This window comes from Streptomyces sp. NPDC097981, assembly GCF_040302565.1.
Taxonomy (GTDB): domain Bacteria; phylum Actinomycetota; class Actinomycetes; order Streptomycetales; family Streptomycetaceae; genus Streptomyces.
In genome coordinates this window covers 184,327-198,027 of the sequence record NZ_JBEORW010000002.1, presented here as the reverse complement: position 1 = coordinate 198,027, position 13,701 = coordinate 184,327, and the positions used below count along the sequence as shown (strand labels likewise).

Sequence of the window (13,701 nt, the reverse complement as noted above, 5' to 3'; positions counted from 1 at the left end):
CCGGGTCGCTCAGCGCTTGCGCCGCCGTCCCCGGCCTCCGCGGACCGGCCCCGAGGCAGCCGCTCCGGCCGGGGATCCCGGCCGGTCGGCGGAAACCACGAGAGCGGCGAGTGCCGTCGTCACCGGGACCGAGGCCACCAGGCCGATCGACCCGACGAGAGTCCGTACGATTTCCTCTGCGACCAGCTCGCTGTTGGCGACCGAACCCACGCTGCTGTTCGCGATCGAGAACAGCAGCAGCAGGGGCAGCGCCGCACCCGCGTAGGCCAGCACCAGGGTGTTGACCACGGATGCGATGTGGTCGCGGCCGATCCGGATGGCCGCGCGGTACAGGGCGCGGGACCCCATCGACGGGTCGGCCTGGTGGAGTTCCCAGACCGCTGAGGTCTGGGTGACCGTCACATCGTCGAGCACACCCAGCGATCCGATGATCACGCCCGCAAGCAGCAGACCGCTCATGTCGATGTCCGGGAAGAGCCCGTGGATCAGCCCGGTGTTGTCGTCGGTGTTGCCGCTGAGGAACGCCCAGTCGACGAACACCGAGCCGAGCAGCCCGATCAGCAGCAGCGATACGAGCGTGCCCAGGACGGCCACGGACGTACGGGCGCTCAGGCCGTGGCACATGTAGAGCGCGATGAGCATGATGGCGCTGGCGCCGACGACGGCGACGAGGAGCGGGTTCGACCCCTGCAGGATCGCCGGGAGGATGAAGAGGGTCAGCACCCCGAAGCTGACGGCCAGCGCGATCAGCGCGAACAGGCCGCGCATCCGGCCGACGACGACCACCGCCACCGCGAAGATGGCAGCCAGTACCGCCAGGGGCAGCTTGCGGTTCACGTCGACCACGGAGTACTGGAGATCCCGGGGCGCGTCCGGCGCGTACGCGACGACCACCTCCTGGCCGTCCTCCAACTGCCGTGGTGCGCCCGGCTGGACGATCTCGAAGAAGGTGCGGCCCTTGTCGGGGCCGGTGGTGACCTCGACGGTGGCCTTCTTGCACTCGCCGGTCTGCGCGGCCTTGGCCTCGCGGCCCTCCGGGGTGGAGACGCTGCCGGTGGGCGGCACCTGCGAGGCGTTCACCGATTTGCAGTCGACCTGCTCCAGCGCGACGACCTGGCCCTGCTGGGTCTGCCGGTCGAAGCCCACTCCGGAGCGCTCGTGCGCGGGGGCACCGCCCGGCCAGAGCACCACCATGCCGACGAAGACGGCGGCGGCGAAGGGGATCAGTACCGCAGCGATGACCTTGCGCAGGTGCTTCGAGACGGGAGCCGCCGGCCCATGGCCGTGGGAATGACCATGGGCATGACCGTGCGAGTGGCCCTGGGGCGGGCCGTGCTCGTGGCCCGCGTGCTCGTGGCCCGCGTGCTCGTGGCCCGCGTGCTCGTGGTCGGTGGTACCCGTGGGCGTGGGGGGCACAGTGGGCACGGAGGGAGGCTGCGGCGAGGACGTCACCGGCAGATCATCGCAAGAGTTGAGGGGGGCCCACTGTTCAGCACGCCACAAATGACGCTAGCGTGGGAGCACCTTTGCACAACGCGGGAGCTCGGAGCACCGGGCTGAGAGGGCGCTGATCACCGTACGCGCAGCACACATGCGTACGGGAAGAGGCTGCGTCGACCGCCGAACCTGTTACCGGGTAATGCCGGCGTAGGGAGATCAGGTCTCATGACCATTCAGGACGCACGCACGCCTGCCGTCAGCCAGGACGCCGACGGCCAGACCGAGCGCCAGCCCGGCTGGCACAAGGGCTACGTAGCGGGTTCCCGCCCCGACATCCGGGTGCCGGTCCGCCAGGTCCACCTCACCAACGGCAAGGACGTGACGCTCTACGACACGTCCGGGCCGTACACCGACCCGCAGATCGAGACCGACGTCCGGCGCGGCCTGCAGCCGCTGCGTGAAAACTGGATCATCGGCCGCGGCGACACCGAGGAGTACGCGGGCCGCCCCGTGCGCCCCGAGGACGACGGCATCAAGCACACCTCGCCGCGCGGTGGCCTCAAGAACCTCGACGCGGTCTTCCCGGGCCGCCCCCGCCAGCCCCGCCGCGGCCGTGACGGCGCCGCCGTCACGCAGCTCGCGTACGCCCGCCGCGGTGAGATCACTCCGGAGATGGAGTACGTCGCGATCCGCGAGAACGTCTCCCCCGAGGTCGTCCGCGAGGAGATCGCCGCGGGCCGTGCGGTGCTTCCCGCAAACGTGAACCACCCGGAGATCGAGCCGATGATCATCGGCAAGCGGTTCCTGGTGAAGGTCAACGCCAACATCGGCAACTCCGCCGTCACCTCTTCCATCGAGGAGGAGGTCGACAAGATGACCTGGGCGACCAAGTGGGGCGCCGACACGGTCATGGACCTCTCGACCGGCCGCAACATCCACACCACCCGCGAGTGGGTGCTGCGCAACTCTCCCGTGCCGATCGGCACCGTGCCGCTGTACCAGGCGCTGGAGAAGGTCGACGGCCGCGCCGAGGACCTGACCTGGGAGATCTACAAGGACACGGTCATCGAGCAGGCCGAGCAGGGCGTCGACTACATGACGGTCCACGCCGGCGTGCTGCTGCCGTACGTGCCGCTGACCGCCCGCCGCAAGACCGGCATCGTCTCCCGCGGCGGCTCGATCATGGCCGCGTGGTGCCTGGCGCACCACAAGGAGAACTTCCTCTACACGAACTTCGAGGAGCTCTGCGAGATCCTCGCGACGTACGACGTCACGTACTCGCTGGGCGACGGCCTGCGGCCCGGTTCCATCGCGGACGCCAACGACGCGGCGCAGTTCGCGGAGCTGAAGACGCTGGGCGAGCTGAACACGATCGCCAAGCGCCACAACGTGCAGACCATGATCGAGGGTCCGGGCCACGTCCCGATGCACAAGATCAAGGAGAACATCGACCTCCAGCAGGAAATCTGCGAGGAGGCGCCGTTCTACACGCTCGGCCCGCTGACCACGGACGTCGCCCCGGCGTACGACCACATCACCTCGGGCATCGGCGCCGCGATGATCGCCTGGTGGGGCACCGCGATGCTCTGCTACGTCACGCCGAAGGAGCACCTGGGCCTGCCCAACCGTGACGACGTGAAGACCGGCGTCATCACGTACAAGATCGCTGCACACGCGGCGGACCTCGCCAAGGGGCACCCGGGCGCCCAGGAGTGGGACGACGCCCTGTCGGACGCGCGGTTCGAGTTCCGCTGGGAGGACCAGTTCAACCTGGCCCTCGACCCGGACACGGCCCGCGAGTTCCACGACGAGACGCTCCCGGCCGAGCCGGCCAAGACCGCGCACTTCTGCTCCATGTGCGGTCCGAAGTTCTGCTCGATGAAGATCTCCCAGGACATCCGCCGTGAGCACGGCGGCGACCTGAAGGCCGATGAGATCGAGGCGGGCATGGCGGAGAAGTCCGCCGAGTTCGCGGCGAGCGGCAACCGGGTGTACCTGCCGCTGGCTGACTGACCTACAGACGAGCGCCGTCCCGAGAGGCTTTCGCTTTCCGGGACGGCGCTTCGCTTCAGCCGTGTTCTTGAGCCGCTTGTGAGGACGCCGACCTTTCTGGGGTACGCGCGTGTGGAACGTCGACGCCGAGGGCGCCGACGTCACCCTGGACGCTGATCAACGTCCACCCCACCACGAGGTGACCAGAAAAAGTTTCCGGCTCGAGGCAACCCTTTGCGGAGCCTGTGACCACAAGGAAGCAGATCCGGCCAGTTCCGCTGTCCGGATCCGCCTTTCCCTCGTGAACAGTTCGCAAGGAGAACGTCTACCCATGAGCAACCCCACGAACGGCGGGCGCCGCGGGCGTCACCGCCGTCGCTGGACCGCGACCGGTCTGCTGCTCGGTGCGCCCGCCGTCCTCGTGCCGTATCTCCTGTTCGTGCAGGAGGACTCCCAGGCCGCGACGGTCGACGGCGGTGCCTACTACCGGCTGGTCTCGGTACGCAGCGGCAAGGTGCTGGACGTCAACGGCTTCTCCACCGCCGACGGCACCCGTATCCAGCAGTGGACCGACCAGAACACCGCCAACCAGCAGTGGAAACTGAAGTCCACCGGGGACGGCTACGTCGAGCTGGTGAACCGCAACAGTGGCAAGGTGCTGGGCATGGCGGGCGACTCGACCAGCCAGGCGGCCGCCGCCGAGCAGCAGACGGACAGGTCCTCAGCGTCCCAGCAGTGGCGGATCGACGATGTGAGCGGTTCCGACGCCGTCACCTTCACCTCCCGCAAGAGTGGGCAGGTCCTGGACGTTTCCGGAAGCTCCCCGGACCAGGGCGCGCAGGTCATCCAGTGGCCGGGCAAGGGCAGCTCCAACCAGCAGTGGAAGCTGGTGAAGGTGGCTGAGAGCGGCGGCGCGCAGACCGGGTCCGGAGCGTACGTGTGGCAGAACGCCCCGGTGGCGGGCGGCGGTTACGTCACCGGCCTGGTCTTCAACCAGAAGGAGAAGGGCCTGCTGTACGCGCGCACCGACATGGGTGGCGCGTACCGCTGGGACACCGGCGCCGAGCAGTGGACACCGCTCACCGACTGGGTCGGTCAGAAGGACTGGAACCTGCTGGGCATCGAGTCGCTGGCCACCGATCCGGTCGACCCGGACCGGCTCTACCTCGCGGCCGGCACCTACACCAACGACTGGGCCGGCAACGGCTCGATCCTGCGCTCCACCGACCGGGGCCGCACCTTCCAGCGCACCGACCTGCCGTTCAAGCTGGGCGGCAACGAGGACGGCCGCGGGGCGGGCGAGCGCCTGGTGATCGACCCCGCGAACCACGACACCCTGCTGCTGGGCACCCGCAAGAACGGCCTGTGGCGCAGCACCGACCACGGCCAGACCTGGAACCAGGTCTCCTCGTTCCCGGTCAAGGACGGCGGGAGCTTCGGCACCGGCATCTCCTTCGTGACCTACGGCCCGGCCGGCAGCAACACGATCTACGTCGGCGTCGCCGACAGGTCCACCAACCTGTACCGCTCCACCGACGGCGGCAACTCCTGGCATGCGGTCTCCGGGCAGCCCACCGGCCAGGTGCCGCAGCACGGTGTGCTCTCCGGTGACGGCTCGCTGTACCTGACGTACTCCAACAACCCGGGGCCCAACGGCGTGACGGCGGGTTCGGTGTGGAAGTACAGCACCTCCGGCGGGGCGTGGAAGAACATCTCGCCGTCCCAGGGCGGCTACGGGTTCGCCGGTCTGGCCGTCGACCCGCAGAAGCCGTCCACGGTGATGGTCACCACGCTGGACCGCTGGTGGCCGCAGGACGAGGTCTACCGCACCACCGACGGCGGTGCGACCTGGAAGACCCAGTCCGACAGGTCGGTGCGGGACGCCTCCCTCGCCCCGTACCTCGGCACCGGCATCGGGCACTGGATGACCGCCCTGAGCATCGACCCGTTCGACTCCGGGCACGTGATGTACGGCACCGGCAACGGCATCTGGGCCAGCAAGGACGCCAACGCGACCGACAACGGCGGCACCAGCCACTGGTTCATCGGAGCCCGCGGGCTGGAGGAGACGGCGCTGTACGACGCGGTCTCCCCGCCCGGCGCCGCCGCCCTCATCACCTCGATGGGCGACCAGGGCGGCTTCGTGTACGACGACCTGACGAAGGAGCCCACCGGGCGGCTGGTCAACCCGACGATCTACAACAGCACCTCGCTCGACTTCGCCCAGTCCAACCCCTCGCTGGTGGTCCGGGTCGGCCGGGGCGGTGCGCAGGACGGCGCCCTCTCCACCGACGGCGGCCACACCTGGAACGGCTTCAAGGGCGAGCCGGTGCCCAGCGCGGACAGCGGCCACATCGCGATCGCGGCGGACGGCTCCAGCTTCGTCTGGACCGAGGCCGGCCAGGCCCCGTACAGGTCCACCGACCGGGGCGCGAGCTGGTCGAGGGTCAACGGCCTCGGCAACGATGCCGTGGTCGTCGCCGACCGGTCCTCGGCCAACACCTTCTACTCGCTGAACAACGGCACGCTCTACGCCAGCACCGACGGCGGCGCGAACTTCACCGCCCGCGCCGGCAACCTGCCGAGCGGCAAGCTCAGCGCCGTCCCCGGCGTCGCGGGTGACCTGTGGCTCTCCGGCGGCGGCTCGGGTCTGCTGCACTCCACCGACGGCGGCCGCAGCTTCGCCAAGCTGTCCTCGGTGGAGTCCGCCTCCGCCCTCGGCTTCGGCAAGGCCGCCCCGGGCACCTCGTACCAGGCGCTGTACCTGATCGGCACCGTCAAGGGCGTCGCCGGCGTCTTCCGCTCCACCGACCAGGGCGCGAGCTGGGTCCGGATCAACGACGACGCGCACCAGTGGGGCAACTTCGCCGGCTCGCGCATCGTCACCGGTGACCCCGACACCTACGGCCGGGTGTACATCGGCACCAACGGTCGCGGTCTCCAGTACGGCGATCCTTCCTGACCCCGACACCCTGAGCGGGGCCGCGGGCCAACCGGCCTGCGGCCCCGCCGTGTCTGACGGAACGCCAAGGACGACATCTGCCGCGCCGGCGCCGGGACCGCCGCGGGCGCCCTTGCGGTCCGGGGCGGCTTCGCCCCGACGGGATGAGGGCCGCGCGCCGGTCTCCGGCTCGATAAAAAAAGTTCTCCCGATCACGGCAACCTTTGTGTGCGTGGCGGCAACTGGCAGGTAACCGTGGCCAAGACCGAGGCCCACTGCGCCAGAGGGACAAGCTGTTGCCAGATAAGAACCGCTCTCATCGCCGCCGGCCGCCAACCCGCCGCCTGATCGCCGCCGCCGTGGCGCTCGCCGCCGTGGGTGCAGCCGTACCGCTGGTCGCCCAGGCCGCGTTCACGTCGGACGCCGGCACGCCGACCGTGCTCGCCGACGCAGCGGCCGTCAGCGGCCGCTACTTCGGCGCCGCAGTGCCCACGGGCCGGCTCGGCGACTCGGCGTACTCCACCATTCTCGACCGGGAATTCAAGATGATCACCCCGGAGAACGAGATGAAGTGGGACGCCATCGAGCCCTCCCGCGGGTCGTTCAACTTCGGCCCCGCCGACTCGATCGTCAACCACGCCTCCGCGCACGGCCAGAAGATGCGCGGCCACACCCTGGTCTGGCACTCCCAGCTTCCCGGCTGGGTCCGCTCCATCAACGACGCCAACACTCTCCGCAGCGTGATGAACAATCACATCACCCAGGAGATGACCCACTACAAGGGCAAGATCTACGCCTGGGACGTGGTCAACGAGGCGTTCGCCGACGGCGGCAGCGGCCAGCACCGCAGCTCGGTGTTCCAGGACGTGCTGGGCAACGGCTTCATCGAGGAGGCCTTCCGCACCGCCCGGAACGTCGACTCCTCGGCGAAGCTCTGCTACAACGACTACAACATCGAGAACTGGTCCGACGCCAAGACCCAGGGCGTCTACAACATGGTCAAGGACTTCAAGTCCCGCGGCGTGCCGATCGACTGCGTGGGCTTCCAGAGCCACTTCGGCGCCGGCGGCCCCCCGGCCAGCTTCCAGACCACCCTGTCCAGCTTCGCCGCGCTCGGCGTGGACGTCCAGATCACCGAGCTCGACATCGCCCAGGCGTCCGCCGGCGCGTACGACAACGCCGTCAAGGACTGCCTCGCCGTCGCGCGCTGCACCGGCATCACGGTGTGGGGCATCCGCGACAGCGACTCCTGGCGCACCGGCGAGAACGCGCTGCTGTTCGACAACAACGGCAACAAGAAGCCCGCCTACAGCACCGTACTCACCACTCTGGGCAGCGCCGGCGGCGGTAAGCCGGGCGGCGGCATCAACTCCGCCGCCGTCTACACGCTCTCCGCGGTGGGCGCCGCCGGACGTGTTCTCGACCAGCCCGCCGGACAGAACGGCAACGGCACCCCGCTCCAGGTGTGGGACGCCAGCGGCGCCACCAACCAGCAGTGGAAGGCCACCAAGAACGGCGACGGCTCCTACACCCTGACCAACGTCGCCAGCGGCCGGGTCCTGGACGAGCCGGGCGGCCAGACCGCCAACGGGACCAAGCTGCTGGTCTGGGACAACAACGGCGGCGCCAACCAGCACTGGAAGGCCGCCCAGAACGGCGACGGCTCCTACACCCTCATCAACGTCGCCAGCGGCCGGGCCCTGGAGACCCCCGGCAACCAGACCGCCAACGGCACCGCCGTCCAGATCTGGGACTCCTGGGGCGCCGCCAACCAGCACTGGACCTTCAGGTCGTCCGGGTCGCCCACCCCGGCTCCGACCCCGACAACGCCCGCGCCGGGCGGCACGTGCGCCCTTCCGTCGAGCTACCGGTGGTCCTCCACGGGTGCGCTGGCGCAGCCGGCGAACGGGTGGGCGTCGGTGAAGGACTTCACGAACGTCATGTACAACGGCAAGCACCTGGTCTACGGCTCGAACGTGTCGGGGTCGTCGTACGGCTCCATGATGTTCAGCCCGTTCACCAACTGGTCGGACATGGCGTCGGCCGGACAGAGCGGGATGGGCCAGGCCGCAGTGGCGCCCACACTGTTCTACTTCGCGCCCAAGAACATCTGGGTGCTCGCCTACCAGTGGGGTCAGTGGCCGTTCATCTACCGCACCTCCAGCGACCCGACCAACCCCAACGGCTGGTCCGCGCCGCAGCCGCTGTTCACCGGCAGCATCCCCAAGTCCAGCACCGGCCCGATCGACCAGACCCTGATCGCCGACGGCCAGAACATGTACCTGTTCTTCGCCGGTGACAACGGCAGCATTTACCGGGCGAGCATGCCGATCGGGAACTTCCCGGGCAGCTTCGGCTCGTCGTACACGACGGTCATGAGCGACACCACGAACAACCTGTTCGAGGCGCCGCAGGTATACAAGGTCAAGGACCAGAACCAGTACCTCATGATCGTCGAGGCGCAGGGTGTGAACGGGCGCTACTTCCGCTCGTTCACGGCCTCCAGCCTGAACGGTTCCTGGACCCCGCAGGCCGCCAGCGAGAGCAACCCCTTCGCAGGCAAGGCCAACAGCGGTGCCACCTGGACCAACGACATCAGCCACGGCGACCTGGTCCGCAGCAACCCCGACCAGACCATGACCATCGACCCGTGCAACCTGCAGTTCCTCTACCAGGGCAAGTCCCCCACCGCGGGCGGCCCCTACGACCAACTGCCGTACCGGCCCGGTGTCCTCACCCTGCAGCGCTGACGTCGCGGTTGCGCTGCTCTGGGGAGGAGGAGGGGGTTCCCCAGAGCGGCGTCCCGCGGGGCGCGGGCCTGTGGGGCGGCGCTCTGCCTGGCGTCGGAGGTTCACCGCGGTCCGCCGGGGCCGGGCAGCCGGCGCTCGCTGCGCAGCGGTGAGAAGAAGACCGGTACCCAGACCGTGGCCAGCCCTGCCGCCCCGGCCCACAGGGCTGCCCGGACGGAGCCGAACTCGCCCAACAGACCGGCCAGCGCCGCACCGACAGCGAGTGAGCCGGTCAGCACGACCCGCATGGTGGCGTTCATCCGGCCGAGCAACCGGTCCGGAGTCACGCTCTGGCGGAAGCTGACCTTGATCACATTGTCTATGCCGACCTTGAACGTCGTGATCAGCCAGGCGCCCACGGCGAGCCAGAGTGCCGGACCCCGGTCGGCCAGCGCCATGAGGAAGCCGAACGGCGCGATGGCGAGCCCCATCAGCCACAGCACCCGGCCCGCGCCGAAGCGGCGGGCGAGCCGTCGGGCCGACAGCGAACCGATGAACACGCCGAGCCCCCCGGCGGCGAAGAACAGGCCGATGACGCCGTTGGAGAGCCCGAGCTCACGGGCGAACAGCACCGGGAGCATGGTCTGGCACAGCTGGACGGACAGGTTGGTCACCGCTCCGGCGAGTGCGATGGGGCGCAGGACCGGATGACCGAACACGAAGCGCAGGCCTTCGCCGATCTCGCCGGAGAGGCGTTCGCCGCGCGGGGGCCGTGACGGTGGCTCCGGTCGGCGGATGCGCAGCAGGAGGACCGCCGAGCACAGGTAGCCGGCCGCGTCGACTGCGATGGCCGTCGGGGCCGACAGCAATGCCACCAGGAAGCCGCCCGCGCTTCTTCCGCCGACCAGGGTGAGCGCATCCACCGTCACGAGGTGGGCGTTGGCCTCGGTGAGCTGCTCCCGTCCGACCAGATGGGGCAGTTGGCTCAGGGCGGCCACATCGAAGAACACCGTGGCCGCGCCCGCCAACAGGACCACCAGATACAGCTGGTGGATGGTCAGGATCCCCAGGATCCAGGCCACCGGAACCGAGCCGAAGAGCGCCGCCCTGACCAGGTCGGCGGCGATCATCACGGGTCGCTTCCGCATCCGGTCCACCCAGGCTCCGGCCGGCAGGCCGATCAGCAGGAAGGAGAGCGTGCTCAACATCGCCAGCAGGCCGACCTGTCCGGCCGAGCAGTGCAGGGCCAGCACGGCTGCCAGCGGCATCGCCAGGGAGCTGACCGAGGTGCCGAGCTTGCTTGCGGCTGCTGCGCTGATGAGCAGGCGGAAGCCGGGGTCGTGGAGGACCGAACGGCGCGGTCCGGCAGTGGGATGGGCCGCGTCCGGCTGAAGAGCGGGATCAGTGGTGGCCGGGCCGGTCGTGGTGGTCATGGAACGAGCCTCTTGCCGAGGAGCCCGGCAGGCCATGAATTTAGGCTGTACTGAATCCTGACCTGCCGGCCGTGGGATCTTTCTCCACAGAAGGGCTGCACCGTGCTGGACCTGGCCTTCTCCGTCCGCGATCTGGCCCGCACCAGGTTCGCCCTGTCGCCGCTGTGGGAGGTGGTGGCCAGCGTCAGGGTGCTGAAGCACCCGGCCGAGCACTCCCTCTACCGGCCCTGGAGCGACGAAGCCGGCCGGCGGTTGGCCGCCTCGGGGCTGGACTGGGGCCTGCTCGCCGATCTGATCCCGCAACCGCCCCTGGCCATACCGGTCTTCATCGCGCCGCCACCGACCACCCCGGTCGCCGATCTGGGACTCGAACTGGCCGTACTGCGATCCACCCCACCGGACCGGGTCCGGTCCGGACTCAGCGGTCAGCGGGCACCCCGCTCCGAGCGGATCGAACGGCTGCGGAGCGATCCGCGCCGCGGTCTTGCCGAACTCGCCGACGTCGTGGAGGCGTACTGGGACATCGCACTCGCGCCGTACTGGCCGCGGATGCGTTCCCTTCTGGAGGGCGACGTGCTCCACCGGGCCAGGCTGTTCGCCGAGTACGGAGCGCAGCAGCTGCTCAACGACCTCGGCCCCGGCGTGACGTGGGACGCCGACACGCTGTACGTGGGGCACCACTACGCTCGTGGCAGCCGGCAACTCGGCGGGCGCGGTCTCCTCCTCGTTCCGTCGGTGTTCGTCTGGCCCCGGGTCTTCTCCGTCATCACCGCGAACTGGCAGCCCACGCTGCGGTATCCACCGCGCGGCGTGGCCACGCTGTGGGAACGGCGGTCCTCGCTCCCACAGGCCCTGGCATCGGTCATCGGCCGGTCCAGGGCTCGTCTGCTGGCCGAACTCGACATGCCCGCGTCGACGTCCGACCTGGCCCGCCGCACCGCGATCACCGCTGGTGGCGTCTCCCAGCACTTGGCCGCACTACGGGCCGCCGGCCTGGTCGAGGCCCACCGAAGCGGCCGGTACGTGTTCTACGCCCGGACCGAGGCGGCGGAGGTTCTGCTGACGGCCGCCGATGCACGCTGCGGTGAGGTGAAGGTGCCACGGTCGGACTGAGACTGTCCTCGATGCGGAAAGTGCTTGCCCTGGAGTGCACTTCAGCTCCTACAGTGCAGGCCCATGACCATGAGATACCGCAGTCTGGGCGGGACCGGCATAGAGGTCAGTGCGCACTGCCTCGGCACGATGATGTTCGGAGCGGTGGGGAACCCGGACCACGAGGAGTGCGCGCGGATCATCCATGCCGCGCTCGATCAGGGGATCAACTTCGTCGACACCGCGGACATGTACTCCGCCGGGGAGTCCGAGGAGATCGTCGGCAAGGCGCTCAAGGGGCGGCGCGACGATGTCGTGCTCGCCACCAAGGTCCACTTCCAGATGGGAGAGGGACGCAACCGCAGCGGGAACTCGCGGCGGTGGATCGTACGGGCCGTGGAGGACAGCCTGCGGCGGCTGGACACCGACTGGATCGACCTCTACCAGGTGCACCGGCCCGACCACTCGACGGACATCGAGGAGACCCTTTCGGTCCTCGGCGACCTGGTGCGGGCCGGCAAGATCCGCGCCTTCGGCTGTTCCACCTTCCCCGCCGAGGAGATCGTCGAGGCGCATCACGTCGCCGAGCGGCGGGCCCTCCCGCGGTTCCGGACGGAGCAGCCCCCGTACTCGATCCTCGCGCGAGGGATCGAGGCCTCCGTGCTGCCCGTCACTCGGCGGTACGGGATGGGGGTGGTGACCTGGAGCCCGCTCGCGTCCGGCTTCCTGAGCGGCAGGTACCGGCTCGGCAGGCCCGTCGACCTGAACTCGGGGAGGGCGGCGTTGACGCCCGCGCGCTTCGACCCGGCGATACCCGGCAACATCGCCAAGCTGGAGGCCGTGGAACAGCTCGTCGAGCTCGCCGACGGCATCGGCTGCACCCTGCCAGAGCTGGCCGTCGCCTTCCCGGTCGCACATCCCGCGGTCACCTCGGTGATCATCGGACCGCGGACCATGGACCAGCTGAACTCGCTGGTCAAGGGCGCCGGACTGGTCCTCGACGACGAGATGCTCGACCGGATCGACGAGATCGTGCCCCCAGGGACGAACCTCTACCACCCGGACGGGGTGTGGCGTTCGCCGGCTCTGACCGACACCGCGCAGCGTCGGCGGGCACCGGGGGACCGGGCTGCGGGCTAGGCCCCGCCCTCCGTGTCAGCCCGGAGCTTGGCAGGGCGCGATGTTTCACGTGAAACAGGGACGGACGGCCCCTTGCGGACGGCGGCGAATCCGAGCGGCCGTCATGGCGACTCCGTCTCCGGGCCGCCGAAGTCCGGGCTGCTGAAGTCCGGAGGCGTGTACCCGGGCCGGGGTCCCTGCGAGGAGGAGCCAGGACTCGTGAAGTCGGGTCGGGTGTATCCGAGGTTGGGGATGCGCCCGGCCTTCGGCGTGCGCGGGGACGGATGCACCGGCCCCACGCTCGGATCGGCCAGCGCGTCCCGCAGGAACGGCAGGATTCCCCGTTCCAGCAGGGCGTGCCGCCAGGCCTCGCGGGCCTGCGCGACCTCGTCGGGTATCGCCCCGGGCTCGTCCGCGGCCACCACCTCGGTGGCGCGGTTGCGGACGGCCGTCACCAGCAGCCCGATCACCGCGAACAGCAGGGAGACCACCGTCAGCGCGCCGAACAGCCAGCCTGCCGTCAGCATCGTGTCGGCGAAGGCGGGTTCGGGCTCCACCGCCTTCAGGGTGTAGCCCACCACCAGGAAGATCAGCATGGCGGTGCCCGCCAGGACCGGCGCGAGCACCGCGACCACGGCACTGACGCCCGCGCCGTCGTCGCCCTCGCCCTGCCCGGCCCTCTGGTCTTCTGCCGATCCGGGGCCGGACAGGGCCTCGTCGCGTCGTTCCACGCGGAGTTTCACGTAGTGGTCGTACTCGGCCGCAGCCGCGGCCGTCAGCAGCGCGATGGCCCCGATGGCCATCGTGCGCAGTTGTTCGGCGTTCAGTCGCTCACCGAGGGAGGCGAGCTCGGGCCGTTCGTGCGCGGTGCGCAGCGCCTCGTCGAGGAGCCGATCGAACTCGGGTCGGTCTTCGGCCAGCAGGTGCGGAGCGCTGTTCATGTGCATCCCCCGAT

General features: G+C 69.7%; 8 protein-coding genes. 5 read left to right on the top strand and 3 right to left on the bottom strand.

The window, feature by feature from the left end; genetic code table 11:
* Nucleotides 1-9: 9 nt before the first annotated feature.
* Nucleotides 10-1,452, bottom strand: coding sequence for a YibE/F family protein (locus tag ABTY04_RS02560; protein WP_502996534.1), 1,443 nt, complete (start codon nucleotides 1,450-1,452; stop codon nucleotides 10-12).
* Between the two features lie 213 nt (nucleotides 1,453-1,665).
* Here ABTY04_RS02560 and thiC point away from each other — a divergent pair, with 213 nt between their 5' ends.
* The 3 genes from thiC (at nucleotide 1,666) to ABTY04_RS02545 (ending at nucleotide 9,123) form a co-directional block, all read left to right on the top strand.
* On the top strand, nucleotides 1,666-3,453 hold the full coding sequence (gene thiC, locus ABTY04_RS02555) for a phosphomethylpyrimidine synthase ThiC (RefSeq protein ID WP_352211454.1): 1,788 nt from the start codon (nucleotides 1,666-1,668) through the stop codon (nucleotides 3,451-3,453).
* A gap of 310 nt (nucleotides 3,454-3,763) precedes the next feature.
* Nucleotides 3,764-6,394: an RICIN domain-containing protein gene (locus ABTY04_RS02550; RefSeq protein ID WP_352211453.1), complete on the top strand. Its 2,631-nt coding sequence runs from the start codon at nucleotides 3,764-3,766 to the stop codon at nucleotides 6,392-6,394.
* Between the two features lie 323 nt (nucleotides 6,395-6,717).
* Nucleotides 6,718-9,123, top strand: a complete 2,406-nt coding sequence (locus tag ABTY04_RS02545) for a non-reducing end alpha-L-arabinofuranosidase family hydrolase (RefSeq protein ID WP_352211591.1) — start codon at nucleotides 6,718-6,720, stop codon at nucleotides 9,121-9,123.
* Between the two features lie 101 nt (nucleotides 9,124-9,224).
* On the opposite strand, the gene ABTY04_RS02540 is transcribed toward ABTY04_RS02545, so the two are convergent.
* A complete protein-coding gene (locus ABTY04_RS02540; RefSeq protein WP_352211452.1) occupies nucleotides 9,225-10,535 on the bottom strand; it encodes an MFS transporter in 1,311 nt (436 codons plus the stop codon).
* 102 nt (nucleotides 10,536-10,637) lie between these two features.
* On the opposite strand from ABTY04_RS02540, the gene ABTY04_RS02535 reads away from it, so the two are divergent.
* On the top strand, nucleotides 10,638-11,648 hold the full coding sequence (locus tag ABTY04_RS02535; protein WP_352211451.1) for an ArsR/SmtB family transcription factor: 1,011 nt from the start codon (nucleotides 10,638-10,640) through the stop codon (nucleotides 11,646-11,648).
* Between the two features lie 69 nt (nucleotides 11,649-11,717).
* Nucleotides 11,718-12,767 (top strand): aldo/keto reductase, encoded by a 1,050-nt coding sequence (locus ABTY04_RS02530; protein ID WP_352211590.1) that lies wholly within the window; start codon nucleotides 11,718-11,720, stop codon nucleotides 12,765-12,767.
* A gap of 101 nt (nucleotides 12,768-12,868) precedes the next feature.
* Here ABTY04_RS02530 and ABTY04_RS02525 read toward each other — a convergent pair whose 3' ends face one another.
* A complete protein-coding gene (locus ABTY04_RS02525; protein WP_352211450.1) occupies nucleotides 12,869-13,693 on the bottom strand; it encodes a hypothetical protein in 825 nt (274 codons plus the stop codon).
* Nucleotides 13,694-13,701: the final 8 nt, after the last annotated feature.